Annotated in this window: 21 protein-coding genes; 7 read left to right on the top strand and 14 right to left on the bottom strand. The window is 74.0% G+C overall.

The genetic code is table 11. The annotated features are described in order from the left end of the window. Positions 1-4: 4 nt before the first annotated feature. Complete coding sequence (locus VGP36_11580) at positions 5-964, top strand: hypothetical protein (GenBank protein HEV7655354.1); 960 nt, start codon at positions 5-7, stop codon at positions 962-964. Here the strand turns inward: VGP36_11580 and VGP36_11575 are convergent. The 5 genes from VGP36_11575 to VGP36_11555 form a co-directional block, all read right to left on the bottom strand. Next, the gene (locus tag VGP36_11575; protein ID HEV7655353.1) at positions 900-2,195 is read right to left on the bottom strand and encodes an MFS transporter; all 1,296 of its coding nucleotides are present in this window, start codon (positions 2,193-2,195) and stop codon (positions 900-902) included. The two genes, VGP36_11580 and VGP36_11575, sit on opposite strands and share 65 nt — an antisense overlap. After that, complete coding sequence (locus VGP36_11570; protein HEV7655352.1) at positions 2,192-2,776, bottom strand: winged helix-turn-helix domain-containing protein; 585 nt, start codon at positions 2,774-2,776, stop codon at positions 2,192-2,194. Before VGP36_11570 ends, VGP36_11575 begins: the two co-directional genes overlap by 4 nt. Positions 2,777-2,816: 40 nt before the next feature. Continuing rightward, a complete protein-coding gene (locus VGP36_11565) occupies positions 2,817-3,005 on the bottom strand; it encodes a hypothetical protein (GenBank protein HEV7655351.1) in 189 nt (62 codons plus the stop codon). Positions 3,006-3,025: 20 nt separating this feature from the next. Further along, entirely contained in the window at positions 3,026-4,132 is a 1,107-nt protein-coding gene (locus VGP36_11560; GenBank protein HEV7655350.1) for a HoxN/HupN/NixA family nickel/cobalt transporter, read from the bottom strand. Positions 4,133-4,220: 88 nt separating this feature from the next. Beyond that, positions 4,221-5,444 carry a GNAT family N-acetyltransferase gene (locus VGP36_11555; protein HEV7655349.1) on the bottom strand — a complete coding sequence of 408 codons (1,224 nt, stop codon included), beginning with the start codon at positions 5,442-5,444 and terminating at the stop codon, positions 4,221-4,223. 178 nt (positions 5,445-5,622) lie between these two features. Between VGP36_11555 and VGP36_11550 the strand changes: the two genes are divergently transcribed. Continuing rightward, entirely contained in the window at positions 5,623-6,120 is a 498-nt protein-coding gene (locus VGP36_11550) for a DUF6328 family protein (GenBank protein ID HEV7655348.1), read from the top strand. A 173-nt stretch (positions 6,121-6,293) separates the two neighbouring features. Here the strand turns inward: VGP36_11550 and VGP36_11545 are convergent, their stop codons facing one another. The 3 genes from VGP36_11545 to VGP36_11535 form a co-directional block, all read right to left on the bottom strand. Further along, positions 6,294-7,838 carry a peptidoglycan recognition family protein gene (locus VGP36_11545; protein ID HEV7655347.1) on the bottom strand — a complete coding sequence of 515 codons (1,545 nt, stop codon included), beginning with the start codon at positions 7,836-7,838 and terminating at the stop codon, positions 6,294-6,296. A gap of 82 nt (positions 7,839-7,920) precedes the next feature. Then, complete coding sequence (locus VGP36_11540) at positions 7,921-8,811, bottom strand: DUF6782 family putative metallopeptidase (protein HEV7655346.1); 891 nt, start codon at positions 8,809-8,811, stop codon at positions 7,921-7,923. Between the two features lie 113 nt (positions 8,812-8,924). Further along, positions 8,925-9,434, bottom strand: coding sequence for a helix-turn-helix transcriptional regulator (locus VGP36_11535; protein ID HEV7655345.1), 510 nt, complete (start codon positions 9,432-9,434; stop codon positions 8,925-8,927). Between the two features lie 495 nt (positions 9,435-9,929). Here VGP36_11535 and VGP36_11530 point away from each other — a divergent pair, with 495 nt between their 5' ends. Further along, positions 9,930-10,751, top strand: a complete 822-nt coding sequence (locus VGP36_11530) for a CPBP family intramembrane glutamic endopeptidase (protein ID HEV7655344.1) — start codon at positions 9,930-9,932, stop codon at positions 10,749-10,751. A gap of 138 nt (positions 10,752-10,889) precedes the next feature. Here VGP36_11530 and VGP36_11525 read toward each other — a convergent pair whose 3' ends face one another. Together VGP36_11525 and VGP36_11520 are read right to left on the bottom strand one after the other, a co-directional pair. Beyond that, entirely contained in the window at positions 10,890-14,123 is a 3,234-nt protein-coding gene (locus VGP36_11525; GenBank protein ID HEV7655343.1) for a LysR substrate-binding domain-containing protein, read from the bottom strand. Between the two features lie 128 nt (positions 14,124-14,251). Beyond that, on the bottom strand, positions 14,252-16,054 hold the full coding sequence (locus tag VGP36_11520; protein ID HEV7655342.1) for a long-chain fatty acid--CoA ligase: 1,803 nt from the start codon (positions 16,052-16,054) through the stop codon (positions 14,252-14,254). A 254-nt stretch (positions 16,055-16,308) separates the two neighbouring features. Here VGP36_11520 and VGP36_11515 point away from each other — a divergent pair, with 254 nt between their 5' ends. Continuing rightward, complete coding sequence (locus VGP36_11515) at positions 16,309-16,533, top strand: hypothetical protein (protein ID HEV7655341.1); 225 nt, start codon at positions 16,309-16,311, stop codon at positions 16,531-16,533. Between the two features lie 17 nt (positions 16,534-16,550). Here VGP36_11515 and VGP36_11510 read toward each other — a convergent pair whose 3' ends face one another. Genes VGP36_11510 through VGP36_11495 form a run of 4 tightly spaced genes read right to left on the bottom strand, consistent with a single transcriptional unit; the run spans position 16,551 to position 20,239 of the window. Continuing rightward, complete coding sequence (locus tag VGP36_11510; GenBank protein ID HEV7655340.1) at positions 16,551-17,351, bottom strand: aldo/keto reductase; 801 nt, start codon at positions 17,349-17,351, stop codon at positions 16,551-16,553. After that, entirely contained in the window at positions 17,348-18,034 is a 687-nt protein-coding gene (locus VGP36_11505; protein HEV7655339.1) for a 4'-phosphopantetheinyl transferase superfamily protein, read from the bottom strand. The genes VGP36_11510 and VGP36_11505 overlap by 4 nt, the downstream gene beginning before the upstream one ends. After that, positions 18,031-18,897, bottom strand: a complete 867-nt coding sequence (locus VGP36_11500) for a metallophosphoesterase (protein HEV7655338.1) — start codon at positions 18,895-18,897, stop codon at positions 18,031-18,033. Before VGP36_11500 ends, VGP36_11505 begins: the two co-directional genes overlap by 4 nt. A 37-nt stretch (positions 18,898-18,934) precedes the next feature. Continuing rightward, positions 18,935-20,239 carry a citrate synthase gene (locus VGP36_11495; protein ID HEV7655337.1) on the bottom strand — a complete coding sequence of 435 codons (1,305 nt, stop codon included), beginning with the start codon at positions 20,237-20,239 and terminating at the stop codon, positions 18,935-18,937. A gap of 232 nt (positions 20,240-20,471) precedes the next feature. On the opposite strand from VGP36_11495, the gene VGP36_11490 reads away from it, so the two are divergent. The 3 genes from VGP36_11490 to VGP36_11480 all read left to right on the top strand — a co-directional run. Then, on the top strand, positions 20,472-21,248 hold the full coding sequence (locus VGP36_11490; GenBank protein HEV7655336.1) for a maleylpyruvate isomerase family mycothiol-dependent enzyme: 777 nt from the start codon (positions 20,472-20,474) through the stop codon (positions 21,246-21,248). A 318-nt stretch (positions 21,249-21,566) separates the two neighbouring features. Next, complete coding sequence (locus VGP36_11485) at positions 21,567-22,559, top strand: fatty acid desaturase (GenBank protein HEV7655335.1); 993 nt, start codon at positions 21,567-21,569, stop codon at positions 22,557-22,559. 580 nt (positions 22,560-23,139) lie between these two features. Further along, a partial coding sequence (locus VGP36_11480) for an ISL3 family transposase (GenBank protein ID HEV7655334.1) occupies positions 23,140-23,314 on the top strand: 175 nt, incomplete at its 3' end.

Below are 23,314 nucleotides of genomic sequence, written 5' to 3'. Positions count from 1 at the left end.
TCCGATGGTCGACATGCTCGTCCCGCAGACCATGGTGCAGGTCGCGGTCGTGTTGTTCGGGGCGATCGCGACCTGCCTGTTCGCCACCGGCTACCTGCGCCGGGTCCGGCTGGAGCGGCCGGCGGTGGGGACCTTCAACGGTCGCGACGTGGTCGTGCTGTTCGTCTTCATCGTGGCGCTGCCGATGCTCTACCTGATCCTGCCGCACTGGGCGCTGACATCGTTCCTGGTGATCACGTTCGTCGCGTCGCTGTCGATCGGCTACCGGCCGGTGGTCGCGCCGGCACCGCTGTGGGCCGGGATCGGCCTGCTGCTGGGGGCGAACATCTGGATCGCCCGGACCTCGCTCGGCACTGTCGGCGGCTGGCAGGTCTACTGGGCCGAGACCAGCGTGATCGTGCTGCTCGGCGCGTCCGCCGTGGCCAACCTCTACGTCCAGGGCGGCATGCGGCTGCGGCACGTGGCCTGGTTCGCGCTGTTCCTCGCCTTCTACGACTTCACCTTCAGCCAGCTCATCCCGCTCACGCCGCTGCTGGCCGACGCGTTCATCGGCTACCCGCTGGACCCGTCGATCGGGATGCGGCTGGGCATCTACAACGCCAACATCGGCATCGGCGACCTGCTGGTGTACGCGCTGTTCACGATCGCCGCGCTCAAGGCGTACGGGCGGCGGGCCTGGCGGGTGGCGCTGGCGGTGGTGATCGTGTTCGGCTCGCTCGGGCCGGGGCTGGCGCCGCTCGTGCTGGACGCGGTCACCCGCGGGTCGAACAACTTCGTGGTGCCGGCGCAGACGTTCTTCGGGATCCCGGCCTTCCTGGTCTACCTGTGGATGCGGCGGCGCTGGGGACCCGAGCGAACCGTGCAGGAGTTCCTGGCCAGCGCGGACGTGCGGTCGCCGATCAACCAGCCGGAGGAGCAGGCACCGGCACCGGCTCCCGTACCGGAGCCGGCCCCGGCAGGGTGATCGCGACCGGCTCCGGCTGGGCCGTCGGCTCGGCCGGAGCCGGGATCGCGGGCGTGCGCTGCTCCGGGCGGGTGCCGAGCCAGGCCGCGGCGAGCAGGATCCCGGCGGTCATCACCAGGGCCAGGATCCGGAAGTCGACGACCGCCACCAGCGCCGCGCCGAGCGCGATCGACAGGCTCTGCGGTCCGGAGATGAGCACGTCGACCGCGGAGGACGTACGGCCCAGCAGGTGCGCCGGCGTCCGCAGCTGCAGCGTGATCGACAGCCCGGCCACGATCGGCGGGACGCCCAGCCCGACGATCGCCATGGCGGCCACCGCGACCGCCACCACCGGCACGACGGTGAGCGCCATCCCGGCCGCGACCGCGACCAGCCCGGCGGTCACCGCGGTGCCGGCCCCGAGCCGCCTGACCACGGTCGCGGCCAGCAGCCCGCCGGCCACCGACCCGGCGCCGAAGCTGAGGTCGAGCACGCCCAGGAACGCGGGGGAGCGGTGCAGGCCCTGGTCGACGACCGCGAACATGACCACCTCGATGAACCCGATGACGAGCATCGCCAGCGCGACCGCGGTCACGATCTGCCGCAGCACCACGGTCCGGCGCAGGTGGCCCAGGCCGGCGCCGACCTCGGCCAGCCAGCGTCCCTCGGACCGGGCCGGGGCGGGCTCGGTCACCCGCATCAGCAGCAGCCCGCCCGCGGCCACGACGAAGGTCGCCGCGTCCAGCAGCGCGACCGAGTGCGGGCCGACCGCGGCGTAGAGGCCGGCGCCGGCGATCGGGCTGAGCAGCCGGGACAGCGCCGCGACCGTCTGCAGGGCGCCGTTGGCGGCGATCAGCTCGTCGTCGGCGGCGAGGCTCCGCAGCAGCGCCGACTGGGCGGAGCGCAGCAGCGCCCAGGACGCGCCGTACAGGGCGGCGACGGCGTAGATCAGCCAGAGCTGGTCGCGGTCGTGCACCAGCAGCAGGAGCAGCACGGCCCCGGCCGAGACCACGTTGACCAGCACCAGCAGCGGCCGCCGGCGGACCCGGTCGACCAGCATCCCGGCGGCCGGCGCCAGCAGCACCGGCGCCACCAGCACCGCGAAGATCACCATGGCGGCGGCGGTGGTGCTGCCGGTCAGCGCCTTGACCCAGATCCCCAGCGCCAGCCAGAGCGCGCTGCTGCCGGTCAGCGACAGCGCGTCCATGCCCAGGAAGATCCGCAGGTTGCGGTTGCGCAGCAGGCTGCTCATGACTGGTCCTCCTGACCGTGCCGGGACGTGGGGACGGCGTGCAGGCCGAAGGAGACCGGGAGCGTGTCCGGCCGCTGGTTCGCCTGCCGCGCGTTGTCGATGTACGGCTGGACCGTCGCCTCGATCGCGGCGGTGAGCGCGGCCAGCTCCTCGACGGTGAGATGCAGGACCAGCCGCATCTCCTGGGAGGCCTCCCGCCAGGCCTTCGGATACAGCGAGCGGGCGGAGTCCCAGGCCCGCAGCCGGTTCAGGTCGCGCTCCCGGATCAGCTGCAGCAGCGCGTCGGCGGCCATCTTGGCCTCGGCGTTCAGCTCGTCGTCCGGGATGTCGTTCGCGACCGGGACCGTCCGCCAGGGCCGCTGCCGGCCCTTGCCGCCCTCGGCCTCCTCGACGTAGCCGTACTTGGCCAGCGTGCGGAGGTGGAACGAGGCGCTCGCGGGGGACTCGCCGAGCCGCTCGCCGGCCTGGGTCGCGGTGAGCGGACCCACTTCGTCCAGCAGCTCGAGCAGGGCGATGCGGGTGGGATGGCTCAGCGCGCGCAGCTCGGTGGCCGAGGTGAGCCGCCGTCGTTCGGAAGACATGTTTCGAAGTGAAGCTTTCGAAACAACTCTTGTCAAGCAGTTACTCTTCGGCGGCGGCGAGAAAGAGGGCGTTCGCGCGCTGGAAGCGGCCGCCCGAGCCGAGGTCGGCCAGCAGCCCGGTCAGGTCCTGCGCGCCGGCCGTCCGGGCCCGGCGGGCGAGCAGCGCCAGCCGGTCGCCGTGGGCCGGCCCGTCGATCTCGGCCGGCAGCGCCGCGGGTCCCTTCGCCATCCGCACACCGTAGAGACCGGTCAGTCCGGGGCCGGCGCACTCCAGCGTTCCTCGATGCGGCCGAAGCGCCAGACGGCCAGCGCGACGATCCAGGTCACCACGAACAGCACGACGATCGCGTAGCCGACGTAGTTGAGGTCGATGGAGGAGACCCAGCCCCAGAACCCGCCGGTCAGGCCGGCCTTCTCGGCCAGCAGGCCGAGCAGCTCGACGCCGCCGATGATCAGCGCGACCGCGACCGAGAGGCCGGTGATCGCGATGTTGTAGTAGACCTTGCGGACCGGCTTGGAGAACGCCCAGCCGTACGCGAAGTTCATGAAGCAGCCGTCGATCGTGTCGAGCAGGCTCATGCCGGCGGCGAACAGGACCGGCAGGACCAGGATCCCGTACCAGGGCAGGGCGGTGGCGGCGGCGCCGCCGGCCAGCACCAGCAGCGAGACCTCGGTGGCGGTGTCGAAGCCGAGGCCGAACAGCAGGCCCACCGGGTACATGTGCCAGGGCTTGGTGACGGCCCGGGTGACCCGGCCGAGGACCCGGTTGAGCAGGCCGCGCTCGTCCAGCCTGCGCTCCAGTTCGGCCTCGTCGTACGTGCCACCGCGCATCTTCTGGAACACCTTCACGATGCCGATCAGCACGACCAGGTTGATCATCGCGATCAGGGTCAGGAACACCCCGGAGACCAGCGTGCCGATCAGGCCGGTCGTCTGCTGCAGCCCGGAGTTCTCGTCCGAGACCTCGCCGGCCAGGGCGCGGATCCCGATCGCCAGCAGGAAGCAGAGTCCGAACACGATCGAGGAGTGGCCGAGGGAGAACCAGAAGCCGACCGACAGCGGCCGCTGCTTCTGGGTCATCAGCTTCCGGGTGGTGTTGTCGATCGCGGCGATGTGGTCGGCGTCGAACGCGTGCCGCAACCCCAGCGTGTACGCGGTGACGCCGAGCCCGATCCCGAACACGCCGCCGGCGCTGCCGAGGTCGTAATGCCGCGGGGCGAGCAGCGCGACCAGCGTCACCCAGCCGACGACGTGCAGCAGGACCACGAACGCGGCCATGCCCACCAGCCGCAGCCACTCGTCCCGCGTGAGCCGGCCGCGGACGCGGGTGAGGACTCCGCCGCTGATCAACGCCATGCCGTGCCCCGCTCGGTCGCCGGTAACCGTCAAGGCGGACGATAGGGGTAACGACGCAGGTCGGCAACCTACGGGCGGGTAAACCTGATCAGAAGTGCAGGGTGGCCCAGGGTGCACGGTCAGGGGCGAGGAGCCGATCGGCGGCCCGGGTCGCGCCCGGGGTGTGCTCGTCGACCAGGCCCGCGGCGGCCAGCGTCCCGAGCCGATGGCCACCCAGGTACGCCGACCCGAGCGCGGTCACCGGCAGGGTCAGGTCGGCCGAGCGGGTGGTCGCCACACAGGTCGCGCCGTCCGGGCCGGCGTCCAGCGCGAACCGGCCGGCGCCGTACCCGGCCGGGTCGACGATCTCCAGCACGAGGCTCCCCGCGCCGCCGTAGTCGCGGATGGTGAGCGCGGCCGGGACGTCCAGCAGCCGCAGCCAGAGCTTGTCGTAGCGGTCGGTCTGCTGGACGAACCGGCCGTCGCCGACCAGCCAGGGCAGCGCCTCGTCCACCGGCCGGCTCCGCGCCTTCACCACCGTGATCAAGTCGACCGCGAGCGCGAAGAACCAGAGGTCCCGGTACGCCGCGTCGGTCGCCGCGACGAGCTCGTCCACGGTCAGCTCGGAGTTCCCGCTCACGTCCCAGGACGAGTGCCAGCGCAGGTAGCCGTCGACCTCGCCGGCCCCGTCGCGGTGCACGACCGCGCGGCCGTCCCAGTCCGGCGGGCCGCCGTCGGCCGAGACCAGCCCGAAGTCGCGGTCCCAGCGCGGCTCCGGCCGGCTGAGGCCGCCGGCCCGCAACAGCCGGGCCCGGTCGTACGCGGCCGGGGCCACGGCGCGCAGCTCCGCCGGGCCGATGAGCTCGAGGTCGCCGGCCGGGACGGGCGCGCCGACGCGGAGCTTGTCGACGGTCCACTCGGCCGCCTCGGTGGCCGGGCCGAAGCCGTACCGGCCGTAGATGCGCCACTCCGAGGCGACCAGGATCGCGGCGATGTCACCGCGCTCGGCCGCGGCGGCCAGGTCCTGGCCCATCATCCCGGTGAGCAGCCCGCGGCGGCGGTGGGTCGGGGCGACGGTCACCATCGAGATCGCGTCGGCCGGGACCGTACGGCCGCCGGGGACGGTCAGCTCCATCGGGAAGCTGCGCAGGCTGCCGACCGCCTTGCCGCGGTCGAAGGCGCCCCAGGTGCGGTTGAGGTCGGGCCGGACGTGCTTGAGCCAGAACTCGGTCCGCGGGGCGTCGCGGCTGCTCGGCTTCAGGAACGCGGTACCGACGTTCCGCATGAGCTCGGCGGCTTCGGACAGGTCGGGGTGGCGGATGTCGAGCGACACGATCGCTGACACTAGCCCGGCGGCCGCCCACCCCGGCAGCCGTTTTCGCCCCCGGCGCACGCCGGACGCGGACCCGGCGCACGCCCACGCCGGACCTGAACCCGACGCACGACCGGGGCCGGCACCGGGATCGGCGGGGCGGATGGATCGGACCGGCTCGCGCGGGTAGACCTGCGGCGTGAGCGAGAGATCCGGCGGTGCGGCCGGGCACGACGAGACCCAGGCGCAGCGGCTCGACCGCAACTACGGCGAGCTGCTGCAGGAGCTGCGGGTCGCGCAGGTCGGCGTGCAGATCCTGTTCGCCTCGCTGCTCACCGTCGTGTTCACCGACCGGTTCACGATGATCAGCACGCTGCAGCGGGTCACGTACGTGGTGACGCTGCTGGCCGCCGCGGCCGCGACCGCGCTGCTGGTCGGCCCGGTCGCGTTCCACCGGATCGTCTTCCGGCACAACCAGAAGGACGACCTGGTCCAGGTCTCGCACCGGATGGCGCTGGGCGGGCTGGCCTGCCTGTCGGTCGCGTTGGTCGGGGTGGTGCTGTTCATCCTGGAGGAGGTGCTGGGGGAGACCCCGGCGCTCTGGTTCAGCGCCGGGGTCGCCGCCGTCTTCGTCGTGCTCTGGTTGGTGATCCCGCTGGTCAGCCGGACCCGGGAAGAACTCCCGGGTCACGACTAGGGCCTGAACACCGCCACCGACTCCGTCGCCCGCCGAAGGCCGACACGAACGTGAGCGGCAGGAGCGCGGCGGCGAACCCGATGGTGAGCGCGCGGAGAGGGCGCACTGAGCCTCCTCGTCGAGGCGGGTACGGACGGATCCAGCCTTCCTGTCCGGACAGGGCCGGGCGAGGGTCAGTCCAGCTGCAGCGTGACGTCCGTGGCGGCGACGTAGCCGATGTGGTCGCCGAAGCCGATCGTGAGGTAGTCGCCGACCGCGTCCGGGTCGAGCAGGACGGCGGCCTGGCCGGTGCCGAGGGTGCCCACCGGGGTGCCGGACTCCGCCGCGCCGAAGACCGGGACGGCGGTGGAGATCGGGGTGACGCGGTCGGCGTCGCCCGGCAGCGTCCGGGTCCCGGCCGGGTCGGACAGGTACGCGGCGCGGCCGCCGTACCAGACCTCGGTCCAGCCGTCCGTCGTCCCGGCCACGGCCAGGGACCGGCCGACCGCGGGCTGGTCCGCCAGCGCGGCGCCGCCCGGCGCGGAGCGCAGCACGAGGCCCGGGGCGGCGACGGTGACGACCCGGTCGGCCCGGAACGCCTGCGCGGTCAGCGGAGCGCCGGCCGCACGCAGCACTCGGACCCAGTCGAAGCCGGACTGCAGCGAGACCGGCGCACCCGCGACCTCGTCCATGCCCAGCAGGTGCTGCCGGTCCAGGGTCAGCCCGCGGCCGGCGAGGTAACGCAGCAGCCGGGCCACCGACGCGTACGCGGCCGGGGTCGGGTTCGCCTCGACCGCGATGCCGACCGAGCCGGCGTCCACGGTCGGGTTGCCGGCGTCCCAGGCGACGTCGCGCAGCAGCACGGTCTGGGTCACCGCGCCGTCGGCGGCGCGGACCACGTAGTGCGCGCTCCACCGGGCGCTGGCCCGCTGGGCCGCGGCGATCGTCGCGCTGTAGCCGGCCGGCGCGGTCGAGATCACGACCTGGTTCACGGTGGTCCGGTCGCCGGGCTGGTAGCCCGCGGCCGGCACCAGCCGGCAGCCGGCCGGGCACTCGCCGGTGACGGCCTCGCCCGGCCCGGCCGGCAGCGCGGCCGCCGGGTCGGCGGCGATGGAGAACCGCTGGCCGGCCACCACGGTCGCCGGCAGGCCCGCCCGCAGCTGGGCGAACACGTCGTCGGCGACGGCCCGGCCGGTCATCGAGTCGCCGGTGGCGAACCGGGCCACCGCGCCGTACCAGCCGAGGAGGGAGGTGGGCAGGGCGCCGCCGGCGGCCTGCTTCCCGTACGAGGCGAGCAGCGCGGCGGCGGCCCGGGCGCCCTCGGCCGGGACGTCCCGGGCGCCGGCCGCGGAGGTGCCGGCCAGACCGGCGGCGGTGGCCAGCGCGCGGGTGGCCGGGTCGTGGCCGGCCAGCGCGCGGACCTGGGCGACCCGGGTGTCGGCGATGCCGCCGCGGCCGTCCAGGGCCGGCGTGCCGTCGGCCAGCCGGAACAGGCCGTGGCCGCCGTCGAGCCTCGGGTCGGTCGCCCCGAAACCGGAGAGCGTGCCGGCCAGCGCCACGAGCAGCGGCGCGGGCACGCCGTACTGCGCGGCGGCCGCGGTGATCTCCTGCTGCCGCTGGTCCGAGACCTCCGGCGCGGCCGGGGCGTTGCGGGCGCCCGCCACGCCGACCGCGGCCACCAGTACGCCGAGGAAACCGACCACTGTTAGCGCGGCTGCGCGCCGCACTGCCCTGCGCACCGACGGACCTCCAGAACGTACTGCTGACGACCGCGGAAGCCTCGTCCGTCCGGTCGCAGTACGCAAGCTGCGACGCGCCGAGTCAGCCGGTCGGGGCAACCACCGCGTCGGCCACGCCACTCGCCGCGATCAGGACGTCACTCGCGTCGGCCGCACCGCTCACCGGGACGTCGCCGCTCACCGGGACGTCGCCGCTCACCGGAGCATCCCCACCCACCGGAGCGTCGCCGCTGGCCGCGCCCGCGCCGGTGTCGCCGTCCCCGGGCAGGCTCGCGCCGGCGCCGGGCGGCGTCGTGTCCACCGGCGCCTCCGGCGTCGTCGGGTCGGGGGTCGGCGTCACCGGCGGATTGGCCGGGATGCTCGCGGGCGGCGGGGTGGGGGAGACCGTCGCGGGCGGGGGCACGGGCACGGTCGCCTTCGGCGCCGGCGAGGTCGCCATCGGGCTCCTCGTCGAGGCGGGCTTTCCGGCCGGGGTGCCGCTGGGGCTGACGGCCGGCGCCGACCGGGCCGGTGCGGTCACCGTCACGTAGACGATCCGGCCGTCCGGGCCGACGGACGGGCTGAGGACCGGCGACGGCGGAGCCTGTCCGGACTCGCTCGCGGTCAGCCCGTGCTGCGGCGGCGCGACCTGCTCGTCGGCGGGGCCGCCGTTCGCCTTCATGCCGAGCGTGACGCCGCCGACCACGGCGACGATCCCGGCCGCGGCCAGGCCGACGACCCAGCGCCGGGACCGCAGCGGGGGACGGCCGATCAGCACGTCCCGCCCCGCGTCGAGGTCGGCGTGCTGGTCGTCGATCATGACGTGCGTGAGCTCGTGCTCGATGACCTCGGCGACCTTGGCCTCGCTCAGCCCGCGGTTCACCAGGACGGTGCGCTCCTCCGGGACCCAGAGCCCGTCCGCGCCGTCCAGGTCCGCGAAGCAGATGGTGACCCCACGATCGCTCGCCTGCCTGAGCAGGGACGGATCGACCACGGAACCCCCGGGGATGTGGGCATGACGAGAGGAGTCGCCCGACTACGAAACCACACCAGAGCCCGGGGTACCAAGCCCTGGCGTGGGGGTGCCCGGTCGCTCCGTCGTCCGGCTCAGCGGCGCTGGTCGTCCTGCTCGTCGAGGAACACGACCTGCCGGCCGGACCGGGCCGCCTCCTCCCGGGCCAACCGGGCCTGTTCACGCACTCTGGCCTGCTGATCCTGGCTCAGCTTGGCTCCGCCGTACGCCGCGTAGCGCAGCGGCTCGGCGGGTGCCTCCGGAGCCGGCGCGATCGACTCGACGGCGCGCGGGCCGTTCTGCGCGCGCAGGAATGTGACGAAGTCCTCGAGCTGGCGGACCTGGTCGGTGGTCAGTCCCTCGGTCGAGATGCCGACCTGGACCGGTGCCGGCGGCACGGGCGCGTCCTGCAGCTCGGCCTCCTCGAGGCTGAGGTAGCCGGCCGCGACGATGAGCTCCAGCATCGGGACGCCCAGCACGGGGCGCACGCGCCGCAGGTTCGGGACGTCGGGCTGGTTCAGCCCGCGCAGCCAGCGCGACACCATGGACTCGGCGAGGCCGCTGCGCCGGGCGAGCTCGGCCTGGGTCAGGCCGGAGCTCCGCATGGCGGATTCCAGGTACGCGGCCCATTCGCGTCCTGACTCCGTACGGATGTGGCGGACTATGGCTCGGCGCTCCCTGATGAACGGACCGACGAGACGGCCCCCGACTGATTGTGCCGGCGCCATTGTGGCGCGAATTGCTTGCGCGCGCATCCCCCTGTGGTTAGTCTTCCATGCGTGCAAGCAAGGTAGCCTCGAGCTGCCGCCCGGCTCGCAGGACGCGACCACCCCTTCGAGCCGGGCGGCGTCGGCGGTTCGGATCTTCCGCACCGACACGGGTCGACGGACCCGTGGGGAGATCCGCCGTCGGCGCCATTGCTTTCTCGGGCCCTGAGGGGAGGTCCGAGGAGCGCACGGCAAGACCGCCCCCGCCCAGTCGCACTTCCGTGACCGCGAGTGGGTGGGGACGGTCAGTGTCGCCGGGCCCGGGCCCGCTCTGGGGGGAGCGGTCCGGGCCCGTTCACGTCCGCACCACATCAGCGCTGGTTGACTGGACGGGTGACCCGTACGGACCCGGCGCCGACGCTGCGGGAACGGCTCGCCCTCGACCCGGGCGCGCCGCCGCCTTCGGCACTGCCGCCGCGGACCCTACGGTCCGAGGTGCTGCTGGTCCTGGCCGTCTCGCTCGGCGCCTCCGCCGTCTACGCCGTGCTCTCGCTGCTGCGCAAGCTGCTCGCGCCGATCCCGCTCTCGCAGAGCCAGGCCACCCTCAACGGCTCGGTCGTGCCGGACCAGCAGTGGTTGGACCTGCTCTACCAGCTGGTCGGGATCGGCTTCGGGGTGGTGCCCGCGTTCCTCGCGCTGCACCTGCTGGCCCGGGACCGGATCTCGGCCCGCTCGCTCGGTGTCGACAACACCCGGCCGGGCAGCGATCTGGCCCGGGGCGCGCTGCTGGCCGCGGTGATCGGGATCCCCGGTCTCCTGCTCTACGTGGTCGCGCACGCGCTCGGGATCTCGGCCACGATCGTGCCGTCCGGGCTGCCGGACGTCTGGTGGCGGATCCCGGTGCTGATCCTGTCGGCGGCGATGAACGCGACGCTGGAGGAGGTCGTGGTCATCGGCTACCTGCTGACCCGGCTGCGCCAGCTCGGGCGGTCGGTGCCGTGGGCGATCGGCCTGGCGGCGGTGCTGCGCGGGTCGTACCACCTCTACCAGGGGTTCGGCGCGTTCGTCGGCAACGCCGTGATGGGCGTGATCTTCGGCTGGTTCTTCCTGCGGACGAAGCGGGTGATGCCGTTGATCGTCGCCCACACGATCCTCGACACGGTCTCGTTCGTCGGCTACGTGGCGCTCTCCGGCCACGTCTCCTGGCTCCCCTGACCCAGCCCGCTCCGGCCGCCCGTCCACGGTGCCGGACGGCCGTTCGCGGGCGGCCGGTTGCGCGGCCGCGGGCGGGGCGGATGTTCCGGGCGCCGGTGAGTGGGCTGGTCGGCGTCCGGGTGGGACGCCGACCTGGGGTCAGTCCGCCTCGTCGGCGGGGCGCTCGGCGTGCCGGCCGCGGCGGACGCCGTCGCGGTAACTGGACAGCCGGCCGCGGACCTCCTGAGGGGACCGGTGCGTGGTGCTCGGCGGCGGGGTCTCGCCGCTGGAACCACCCACCGCGCCAGGGACCGCCATCGCCTGCGGGCGGCGGCGGGGGAGCCCGGCGGTCGTGGTGCCGGCCGTGGTCGGCTCGGCCAGCTTGGCCGCGGCCCGCCAGCCGTCGTCGGCCGCCATCTGCCAGGACGGGCTCTTGCTCTCGTCCTGCTGCACGAACCATTCGGACTGCAGGTCCTCGAAGATCGAGAGCCGGACGTCCTCGGCGGTACCGGCCGGCGCGGGCGGCAGCGTGCCCTCGGCGCCGTCGCCCCCGCGGACGGCGGCCCGGGACCGGCGCGGCGTCCCGGGGGAGGCCAGCGAACGGACCCCCGGGTCCGGGCTGGTCAGACCGGCGGCCGGCGGGAGGTGTCCGCCGTCGCTGCCGTTGCGCGGTGGAGCGCTGAACAGCTCCGCTCCGCCGATCGAGTCACGCCGGGAGGCCGGCTGCCCGCCGCCGTTGGACCGGTACGGGTTCGGCCCCTCCGAGCCGGTGGCCCGGAACGGATCCGGGATCGGGTGCCCCGAGGTGTCCGGCCGGTACGGGTTCGGGCCGGCGGCGTCCCGGGCGGGCGCGTCCCCGAACCGGGGCAGGTCGCTCGGCTCGCTGGTCGGCGGCGGGGTCCGGTACGGCGAGTTGCCGCGGACCGGGCGCTCGGCGCCCGGCGCCGGAAGGCCGGGCGCCGGGAGGCCGGCCGCCGGAGGACCGCCGGGCGCCGGGACGCCGGGCGCGGGCAGGCCGCCGGGCGCCGGACGGCTGCCGGGCGCGGCCGGGGCTCCGGGGGTGCGCCCGGGAAGGTCGGCCGCTGCGGACCGGCCGAAGCCGCCCTCGTCGCGGCCCGCGCCGAACGCGGGCGTCTCGCCGGTCCGCGGCGGGCCGTCGGTGTTCCCGAACGCGCTCGCGCCGGCCGTCCGGCCGGGCAGTTCGCCCGCGGGCGGGAGGCCGCCGAAGTCGCTGCGGGCCGCGGGCGGCAGGTCAGCCGCCCGATGCCCGGCCCCGGTCTCCCGGCTCTCGCCGGGCGCGGGCAGGCCACCCGGCGCGGCGCGCCGGCCACTGCGACCGCCCGGAGCCGGCTCGCCGAAGGCGGGCAGGTCGTGGGCCGGCTCGGAGGCGCCGGTCCGGTTCGGGTGATCGGCCGGACCACCGAAGGCGGCCGGTCGGCTCGGGAGGTCCGAGGGCCCGGCCGTGCCGGGGGAGCGGTCCGGGAGATCGGCGGGGATGCCGTGGCGGGCGGGACCGGTGTCACGGGCCAGCGGATCGGCCGGCGCCGGCCGGCTGCTCCGCCGGGGGCTCGCGAAGCCGGCGATGCCGCTGTCGTCGTCCGGCGGCACGCTGCGCCCCGGCACCTCGCCGCGACGCCCCAGCCCAGAACCGTCGCCCACCCCCGGCCGGTCGCCCGGCCCGGAGAGATCGCTCGGACCGCGACGGTCGCCCGGCCCGGAGAGATCGCTCGGACCGCGTCGGTCGCCCGGCCCGGGGCGGTCGCCCGGTCCGGAGAGATCGCTCAGCCCGGGGCGGTCGCTGGGGGCGGGGCGGTCGCTGCCCGGGCCGAAGGAAACGGCACCGGTGCGCCGGTCCGCGGGCGGCAGCCCGGGCGGCGGCAGCTCGGGCGAGCCGGGCCGGTCCGGGCCGACGCCGTTCCGGTCGGAGCCGAAGCCGGGGAGGCCAGGGCCGGGACCGGGGAGACCAGGGCCGGGGAGACCGGGGTTCGAGGTCGGCTGACCGGGCGCCGGCAGGCCGAAGCCGGACAGGTCCTGTCCGGACAGGTCGTTGCCGAAGGCCGGGGTGTCGCTCCCGAAGGGCGTCCCGTTGCGCCCCGGCCGGTCGGAGCTGCCGTTCTGCCCGGGGTCCAGACCGGGCGGCGGCAGGCCGGGCCCGGGCGTCCCGTTGCGCGCCGGCCCGGAGTCCGGGCTCGCAGTGGGCAGCCCCGGCGGGGGGAGCCCCGGCCCGGGCGTTCCGTTGCGCGGCGGCAGGTCGCCGGACCCGTTGCGGGACGGCAGGTCGGTGCCCGACGGCGTACCGAAGCCGTTGCGGGACGGGAGGTCGGACCCGTTGTGCGACGGGCGTGAGCCGTTGGTGTCGGCTCGGCCCCGGTCGGCCCACGGGTCACGGCGCCCGTTGCGCGGCGCGTCCGGCAGCGGGTCGAACAGCGGATCGGGCCTGCGCGAGGGCGGGCCGGCGGACGGGCCGGCCGGCGGGGCGGCGGGCGGCGGGACAGGCGCGGCGACCACACCCGGCACCGCGGCAGCGACCCGCCGAGCCGCCCCGGCCAGCGCGTCCAGCAGTTGCCGGACGCCCGGGTCGGCCGCGGCCGACCGCCGGTACGCGGCGACCACGGTCCGGCGCAGCCCGCCGTCCAGCACGGTGAGGAAACGGGCCCCGTCCACGGGCGACGCGGCCGAGGCCGGCACCAGCGCCACCCCCTGCCCGGCCGCGACCAGCGTCAGCGCGAGCGCGTCCTCACCGACCTCCGCGACCAGCCGGGGCGCGAATCCGGCCCCCGCCGCGGCCCGCTCCAGCGCCACCAGCGCGTCGCCGGTCCCGCCGATCCAGGCCTCCGCGGTCAGCTCGGCCAGCCGGACGCTGGCGCCGGTGGCCCGGTGCCGGGTCGGCACCGCCAGCATCAGCGGCTCGGTGAACAGCTCCCGGCGCTCGACCGCGGCGTCGGCGCGGTGCGGCACGGCCGCGCCGTACTCACCGACCACGACGACGTCGAGGGTGCTGCCGAGGGCACCGACCTGCTCGTCGACCAGCTGCCGGACGTGCACGGTCAGGTCACCGGAGCGCAGCGTGGCCAGCGCGTCGCCGAGCAGGGCGCGGCCCGCGTCCGCGCCGACGCCCAGCCGCAGCGTCCCGCTGGCCCGGCCGGCGACCGCGGCCGCGTCTGACTCCGCCGCTTCGAGCTGGCCCAGCAGCCGGCCGGCGTGCTCGGCCAACCGCCGGCCCGCGGGCGTCAGCCGGTCGCCGTCGAGCAGCGGCAGGCCGAGCTCACGCTCCCAGTCCGTCACCTGACCGGCGACGTCACCGGCCGGCGTTCCGAGCGCGCGGGCGGCACCGGAGGACCCCCCGTGCTCGGAGATCGCCAGCAGCGTGCGGAGTCGACCTACTTCGAGCATGCAGGGGAGGCTAACGGTCCCCGGGGCCCGTGTGCGCACCTCGGCCGATGCGGATTCCGGGAAATCCGCCGGACATCGCGGTACGTACGCGCGTCATTCCGCTGCGTCGTAATCCCCTGTGAGAACCCTCACACGCGGCTCCCGCGACCGGAGTCGTACATCTCGTCGAGGAGGTTCTTGTAGCGGGACTCGACAACCCTCCGCTTGAGCTTGAGGCTCGGCGTGAGCTCGCCGGACTCGACCGTCAGATCATGGTCGAGGATGCGGAAGTCCTTGATCGTCTCCCACCGGTTCAGCCCGGCGTTGAGCTCCTTGACCCCGGCCGCGACCACCGCCCGGACGTCCTCGCGGCGGGCCAGCGCGCCCGGGTCCCGCTCGGCGACGTTGTTGGTCTGCGCCCACTGGGCCAGCGCGTCCGGGTCCAGCGTCACCAGCGCGGTCACGTAGTTGCGGCCGTCGCCGTGCACGATGAACTGGCTGGCCAGCCCGCAGATGACCGGGAACGAGACCTCGATCGGCCCGGGCGCGACGTACTTGCCGCCGGAGGTCTTGATCAGGTCCTTCTTGCGGTCGGTGATCCGCAGGAAGCCGTCCTGGTCGAGCTCGCCGATGTCGCCCGTGTGCAGCCAGCCCTCGGCGTCCAGCGTCTCCTCGGTCGCCTCGGCCAGCCCGTGGTAGCCGCGCATCACGCCCGGCCCCTTCACCAGCAGCTCGCCGTCGGGGGCGATGCGCAGCTCGGTGCCGGGCAGCGGCGGGCCGACCGTGCCGAAGCGGAAGGACTCCGGCAGGTTCACCGTGGTGGCCGCGGACGACTCGGTCATCCCGTACCCCTCGACGATGAGCAGGCCGGCCGCGTGGAACCACTCGGCGACGTCCCGGGACAGCGGCGCGCTGCCGGAGACGAACAGCCGGATCCGGCCGCCGAAGCGGTCCCGGAGCTTGGAGAACACCACCTTGTCGGCGCCCGCGTACGCCACGGTGAGGCCGATGCCGGGCTTGCGGCCCTGCTGCAGGACGGCCGAGTGCTTCTTCCCGGTCTCGAACGCCTTGGCGAACAGCTTGGCCTTGACCCCGCCGTCGGCCTCGACCGAGCCGATGACCCGGTTGTGGACCTTCTCGAAGATCCGCGGCGCGCCGGCCATGAAGGTCGGCTTCACCACGCCCAGGTTGTCCACGATCTTGTCGATGCGGCCGTCGATCGCGCTGGCGAAGCCGATCTGCAGCTGCGCCGCCAGCAGCACCTTGCCGAACGAGTGCGACAGCGGGAGCCAGAGGTACTGCAGGTCGTCGGGGCGCAGGAAGTCCAGCTCCTCGATCGCCGCGCCCTCGTACGTCCAGTTGTCCTGCACCAGCCGGACGCCCTTGGGCCGGCCGGTGGTCCCGGACGTGTAGATCAGGGTGGCCAGGTCCTCCGGGCCGATGCTGTCCACGACCTTGTCCACGGCGGCGGCGTCCTCGGCCAGCAGCGCCCGGCCGCGCTCGGCCAGCGTGGCCAGCGAGAGCTCCCGGTCGCTGCCGTCCCCGTCGCCGTCGATGAGCACGACGTGGCGCAGCTCGGGCGTGCGGTCGGCCAGCTCGCGCAGCGTCGCGGCCTTGCTCTCGTCCTCGGCGAAGGCGATGACCGCCTCGGAGTCGCCGACGATGTGCAGCACGTCCTCGGGCTGGGAGGACGGGTAGACGGTCGTGGTCGCGCCGGCCGCGGTGTTGATGGCCAGGTCGGCGAGCACCCACTCCAGCCGGGTCGAGGCGTAGACGATCACCCGCTGCTGCGGCTGCAGGCCGAGCGCGAGCAGGCCGGCGGCCAGCTCGGTGACCCGCTCGCCCAGCTCCGCCCAGGTCAGCGACGTCCAGGTCCCGGCGCCGCCGGCGTCCGGCGACACCCACCGGAACGCCTCGGCGCCGGGCGTCGCGGCCACCCGGTCGGCCAGCATCCGGGCCACCGAGGGCGCACGTCGGATCGCGTCGGTCACCGTCGACCTCCTAAAGGAATTGGTCCTTCTCTCAGGTTGCCAGATTCCGTGCCCGGGAGGTGGCGGCGCTCCGGACGGACCGGAAACGACAGGGCGGCCAGGAGCCCACGGGGGGAGGCTCCTGGCCGCGCGCTGGATGGTAGCCCTACCGGCGAGTAGGTGCACGCACCGGGCCCCTTGTGTCGTGTCGCGTCGCGCGGGGCACACCGGTGCCCATGTGGTTCCTGCTGCGTTCCCGGATCAAGACCGTGCTGTTCACGATCGTGCTGGGCCTGGCCGCGCCCAGGATCGCCCGGCTGCTGCGCGGCTACGGCCAGCGGCAGCGGAAGGCCGGCGGCGGCACGCTGAGCACGACGGTGCCGCTCACCGCCGCCGACGCGCTCGACAAGGTCGCGGTCTGGGCCCGGCCGCCGAAGGAGAAGCGTCGCCGGTTCCGCTGACCGCGACGGCCGCGGGCTCAGCCGTCCGCGGTGCCGCCGGTCCGGTCCAGCCCGTCGAGCGCCGCCATCTCCTCGTCGGTGAGGGCGAAGTCGAAGATCCGCGCGTTCTCCGCGATCCGCTCCCGGTTGGCGGACTTGGGGATCACCGGGATGGCCCGCTGCACGCCCCAGCGCAGCAGCACCTGGGCCGGGGTCCGCTCGTGCGCCTGCGCGACCTCGGCCACCGTACGGTCGCGGAGGTCGTGGCCGCGGGTGAGCGGGCTGTACGCCTCCAGCACCACCCCGGTGGCCTCGCACGCCTCCCACAGCGCCCGCCGGAACTGGAACGGGCTGAACTCGACCTGGTTCACCGCCGGCGGCACGTCCGAGTCGTGCAGCACGGCCAGCTGGTCGGCGGAGAAGTTGCTGACCCCGACCGCCCGGGCCAGGCCGCGGGCGGCGATCCGCTCGAACGCCGCCCAGTGCCTGGTCGGGCCGCCCTGCGGCCAGTGCCAGAGGTAGAGGTCGACCTGGTCGAGCCCGAGCAGCCGCAGGCTGCCCTCCAGCGCCCGCTCCGGGTCGGGCTCGCGCGGATGGAACTTGGTCGCGACGAACAGCTCCTCGCGGGCGATGCCGCTCGCGGCGACCGCCTTGCCGACGCTCTCCTCGTTCCGGTAGAGCGTCGCGGTGTCCACGTGCCGGTAGCCGGCCTCCAGGGCCCAGCGCACCGCCTGCTCGGTGTCCTTGCCGTCCGGGATCTGCCAGACCCCGAAGCCGAGCAGGGGCATCTCCACCCCGTTGTCGAGCACCCGCGCCGTGCCGTCCGCGGTCAGCGTCACCGTTCACCCTCCGGGTCGGGGTCCGCCGGCAGGATGATCGCGGTGACCAGGAGGCCGTTGCCGACGGCGTACCGGCCCTCCAGGGTCGTCACCGTACGGCCCGCGACGGCCGGGCGCTCGGTCACCAGCAGACGCGCGGTGAACGCGCCCCGGGCCGGGTCCGGTCCGGGGGCGAATTCCAGCACCGCGTCCTCGAACCCGAGCCAGCGCCCGGCCAGCGGGAACCAGGTCTTGTAGACGCTCTCCTTGGCGCTGAACAGCACCCGGTCCCAGTGCACCCCGGCCGGCAGCCGGCGCAGGTGCTCCCGCTCGGCCGGCACCGAGACCCGGTCCAGGATCCCCTCCGGCAGCGGCGCGTGCGGCTCGGCGTCGATGCCGAGGGAGGCGACGTCGGTGTCCCGGGCGACGGCGACGGCCCGGTAGCCGTCGCAGTGGGTGATGCTGCCGACGATCCCGGCCGGCCAGAGCGGCTCCCGCCTCGGCCCGGACAACAGCGGCGCCGGCGGCAGGCCGAGGCGCCCCAGCGCGATCCGGGCGCAGGTCCGGACCGTCGTGAACTCGGCCCGGCGCTTGCCGACCGCGGTCTCGACCAGCCGCTCCTCCTCCGGCAGCAACGCCTCGCCGGGCACCGGCCCGGTCGCGTCCTCGACGACGACGACGGCCGGGACCAGCGTCGCGATCAAAAGGACTCGGCGATCGGGTCCACCGAGGGGAAGACGTCGCGCAGCACCCCGCGGCGGTGGTGGTGGACGTGCCATTCGCGCGGGTAGCCGACGGAGACCTCCTCGAACCGCACCCCGTCCTCGTACGTCGTACGCGGGATGTGCAGGTGCCCGTAGATCACCACGGCGGCGTTGAAGCGGACGTGCCAGTCCGCGGTCCGCTCGGTGCCGCACCAGATCGCGAACTGCGGGTGGCGCAGGACCCGGGTCGGCAGCCGGGTCATCGGCCAGTGGTTGACCAGCACGGTCCGGGTGCCGGCGGGCAGCGCGGCCAGCCGCGCCTCGGTCTCCTCGATCCGGGCCCGGCACCAGGCCGACCGGTCCGGGTACGGGTCCGGGTGCAGGATGGCCTCGTCGGTGGCGACGACGCCGGCCTCGCGGGCCGCCGCGACCGCCTGCTCGGCGTCCTCGATCCCGGGCATCCGGAAGCTGTAGTCGTAGAGCGCGAACAGGGGCGCGATGGTGACCGGGCCGCCGGCGCCGGTCCACTGCGGGTACGGGTCCTCGGGCGTCAGCACGCCCATCCCGGCGCAGAGCTTGACCAGGTGCTCGTACCGCTCGAGGCCGCGCAGCTGGCACGGGTCCTTGGGGTGCGTGTAGAGCTCGTGGTTGCCGGGCGTCCAGATCACCTGGGCGAACCGCTCGGCCAGCGTCCCCAGGGCCCACTCGACGTCCGACGGCGTCTCGGAGACGTCGCCGGCCACGATCAACCAGTCGTCGGGCGTCTCCGGACGCAGTTCGCCGGACACGATCCGGCGATTCTCCGCGTACCCGACGTGCAGGTCGCTGGTCGCCCACAGCCGTCCCTCAGCCACGTCCCGCACCCTAACGGCAAGGCGATCAGGGTGCGGGACGGATGGCTCAGCGCGCGGAGACCGGCACGTACTCGCGCTCCGGTACGCCGGTGTAGAGCTGCCGCGGGCGGCCGATCTTGGCCTGCGGGTCGTCGACCATCTCGCGCCACTGGGCGATCCAGCCGGGCAGCCGGCCGATCGCGAACAGCACCGTGAACATCCGGTCGGGAAAGCCCATCGCCCGGTAGATCAGCCCGGTGTAGAAGTCCACGTTCGGGTAGAGCTTGCGGGAGACGAAGTAGTCGTCCTCCAGGGCGACGCCCTCCAGCTCCATCGCGATGTCGAGCAGGTCGTCCCGCTTGCCCATCTCGTTGAGGATCTTGTCGGCGGTCTTCTTCACGATCGCCGCGCGCGGGTCGTAGTTCTTGTAGACCCGGTGCCCGAAGCCCATCAGCTTCACGCCGTCCTGCTTGGACTTCACCTTCTGCACGAACGCGCCGACGTCCCCGCCCTCGGCCCGGATGCGCGAGAGCATCTCCATGACCTCCTGGTTCGCCCCGCCGTGCAGCGGGCCGGACAGCGCGTGGATGCCGGCCGAGACGGAGGCGAACAGGTTGGCCTGGGACGAGCCGACCAGCCGTACGGTCGCGGTCGAGCAGTTCTGCTCGTGGTCGGCGTGCAGGGTGAACAGCATGTCCAGGGCGCGCACGACGGCCGGGTCGGCCTCGTACGGCTCCGCGGGCAGCCCGAAGGTCATCCGCAGGAAGTTCTCCACGATCCCGAACGAGTTGTCCGGGTAGAGGAACGGCTGCCCGATCGACTTCTTGTACGCGTACGCCGCGATCGTCGGCAGCTTGCCCATCAGCCGCAGCATCGGCAGCTCGAGCTGGTCCGGGTCGGTCGGGTCGAGCGAGTCCTCGTAGTACGTCGAGAGCGCGGAGACCGCGGAGGACAGCACCGGCATCGGGTGCGCGTTGCGCGGGAACCCGTCGAAGAAGCCCTTGAAGTCCTCGTGCAGCAGCGTGTGCCGCTTGATCTTGGCGGTGAAGTCGGCCAGCTGGGTCTCGGTCGGCAGCTCGCCGTGGATGAGCAGGTAGCTCACCTCGGCGAAGGTCGACTTCTCGGCCAGCTGGTCGATCGGGTAGCCGCGGTAACGCAGGATCCCGGCGTCCCCGTCGATGTACGTGATCTGCGACGAGCAGTTGGCCGTGTTGACGAAGCCGGGGTCGTACGTGACGAGCCCGCCCTTGGACAGCAGGCCGCCGATGTCGACGCCCGGAGCGCCCTCGGTGGGCTGGACGACGGTCAGGTCCTGTTCGGTCCCGTCGGCGTGGCGGAGGCTCAGGGTTCCTGAAGCCGGCGTTTCGGGCATCGGTGGCGCCCCTCTCGAACTGTTCGCGGCGGGGTCTCGGGAAGTCGCAAACTCTGTTTACTTGACGGTAATCGATCGGGCCGCGGCGGACACCCGCAGGGTCCGTGACGACGGGCACAGCCTGCGATTTCGTATCCGTGCAGGTCGTCCCCCTATGACCCCTCTGCGAGGTCGGGACGGACGCGGGGGAGACTGTCGCGGACCGACCCGCGGACCGAGGGAGACCACGCCGATGCCCGACTACGCCACCTGGCTGGCCGCGATCCGCGGCTCCCACGACCGGATGAGCGGCCTCCTCGCCGACCTGTCCGACGAGCAGATCCGCATGCGGTCGTACGCGGACGAGTGGTCGGTGGCCGACGTCGCCTCCCACCTCGGCAGCCAGGCCGAGATCTTCGACCTCTTCCTCACTGCCGGGCTGGACGGGACCGAGCCGCCGGACGGGGACGTGTTCGTGCCGATCTGGGACCGCTGGAACGCGATGCCGCCGCGCGAGCAGGTCACCGCGAGCGTGCAGGGTGACGAGCGGCTGGTGTCCCGGCTGGAGAAGCTGACCGACGAGCAGGAGTCGTCGTTCACGCTGTCGTTGTTCGGCACGGACCTGGACGCGGCCGGGTTCGCGTCGATGCGGCTGGGCGAGCACGCACTGCACACCTGGGACATCGCCGTCGCCCTCGACCCCGCCGCCCAGGTCGCCCCGGACGCCGTCGAGCTGCTCGTCGACACGCTGCCGGCGACCGCGGCCCGGGCCGGTCAGCCGGTGCCGGGCGGCACGCCGGTCACGATCGTGACCAGCGACCCGCTGCGGACGTACGCGGTGGAGCTCAACCCCGCGGTCACGCTCACCCCACGCGACTCCGTCGGCCCCGACGCCGGGGTCGTCCAGCTCCCGGCCGAGGCCTTCCTGCGCCTCGTCGCCGGCCGCCTCGACCCCGAGCACACCCCCCTCGGCGTCGACGACCCGGCCGACCACCTCGACCAACTTCGGCAGGCTTTTCCCGGGTTCTGAGTGCGTTAGGTCGGACACGTTCGGTCAGGACAGGTTCGGCGCACAGGTCCGCCGGGTACGGTGAAGATGGCTGCGAGAGCAGCTGACGGGCGTCGTGTGGGCCCGTGTCACGTCCGGCGGGTCACCCGCCGCGGCTCCTGCCTCCGCTCCTTCCGGTCCGTACGCGGACCGCGGGACGGCGCAGGTCCAGCTCGACGTCCGGTTCCACCCGGCCTCGTCCGTCCCCGCCCGGGGCGGCCGGCGCCCGGTCGTACGGACGCCCGCCCGACCGAACGCCTGACCGCCGGACTGCCGGACGCCTGACCGAGGAGAAGCCCCGTGACCCCTGCCCTGTCCGCTCCGCCGACCGAGGTGCGCCATGAGGCCGGTTCGCCGGCGGCCCCCTGGAACCAGCCGGAGGCCGACGCCCCGGGCGACGGCAACGGCGAGCGGCAGAGCCTGAGCGAACGGGTCATCCTCGGGATCTTCATCGCGCTGCCGTTCCTGGCGATGCTCGCCGCGATCCCGCTCGCCGTCGTCTACGGCTGGATCTCCTGGCTCGACGTCGGTCTGGCCGCCGGCATGTTCGTGATCTCCGGGCACGGCATCACGGTCGGGTTCCACCGCTACTTCACGCACGGCTCGTTCCGGGCCAAGCGGCCGCTGCGGGTCGCGCTCGCGGTCGCCGGCAGCCTCGCCGTCGAGGGCGACGTCGCGACCTGGGTGGCCGACCACCGCAAGCACCACAAGTTCTCCGACAAGGACGGCGACCCGCACTCGCCCTGGCGGTTCGGCACCAGCACCGGCGCCCTGGCCAAGGGCCTGCTGTACGCGCACGTCGGCTGGCTGTTCGACATCGAGCAGACGGACAAGCGCCAGTTCGTGCCGGACCTGCTGGCCGACAAGGACATCGCCCGCGTCTCCCGCGCGTTCCCGCTGCTGGTCGCGACGTCGCTGCTGGTCCCGCCGCTGGTCGGCGGCCTGGTGACGATGTCCTGGACCGGCGCCGCCACCGCCTTCTTCTGGGCCTCGCTGGTCCGCATCGGCCTGCTGCACCACGTGACCTGGTCGATCAACTCGATCTGCCACGCGATCGGCGAGCGCCCCTTCGCCAGCCGCGACAAGGCCGGCAACGTCTGGTGGCTGGCCGTCCTGTCCATGGGCGAGTCCTGGCACAACCTCCACCACGCCGACCCCACCTGCGCCCGCCACGGCGTCCTGAAGGGCCAAGTGGACAGCAGCGCCCGCCTCATCCACTGGTTCGAGCGCTTCGGCTGGGCCACCAACGTCCGCTGGCCCCGCGAGGACCGCCTAGCCACCAAGCGGGTCTGACAAGCAAGAGCGCCAGAAGCGCCGGCAAGCACGAAGCCGGCGCTTCTGGCGCGGGCGGGCGGGTCCGGGGCGGCAACCGTGACCACCTACGCAGACCCCAGCGCCGGAAGTTGAGCGCCATTCCGGAAGACAGGGGGCCGCTCCGCCGGCGAGGCACGGCGCGCCCAGCGCCGGAAAACCCGAGCGCCGTTCCGGGGGACCGGGGCCGCTCCCCGGTTGAAATGAAGATCCCGTCCCCCGCGAAGCGCCCCGAAGGGCGCGAGCAGGGGACACACGTGCCGCCTGATGTCACTTCCGCCGGTCAGCGTCGAATCGTGGTGTCGTCCCGTGTCGGCTGGTGTCGGTTGCTTTGCACGACCGCCGAGCACCGAGCACCGAGCGAGGACCGCACGCGTTGGGGCCGGTGCTCGATCGGCGGACGAGGCGAAGGAGCAGTAAGGCGCCAACGAACGGACTCTTGGTTTGCTGGCTCTTCGCAGATGACGGTGTGGCGGGGCTCGGCGCGTCGGTGCCCGGGTAGGCGTCGAGGTCCTTCGAGGATGGGAGTTCTCACGCTGCCATCTGAAGGACCTCGACGTTGCTGGACGTTACCGCCGGCGCTGTGTTCGGCTGCGCTGATCTGACCGTGTTCTGCCGGCTCGACGAGCTCGGCCTGCAAGTGATCGGGCTGCGGGTCGATCCTGGTCGTGCGGTGCTGGCGTGCCGGGTCGTGGAACCTGATGACTGGTGTCGAGGGTGCGGCTGTGAGGGAGTCC

This window comes from Mycobacteriales bacterium (assembly GCA_035995165.1).
In the GTDB taxonomy this organism is placed as follows: domain Bacteria; phylum Actinomycetota; class Actinomycetes; order Mycobacteriales; family CADCTP01; genus CADCTP01.
This window is presented reverse-complemented; position numbering and strand designations above follow the sequence as displayed.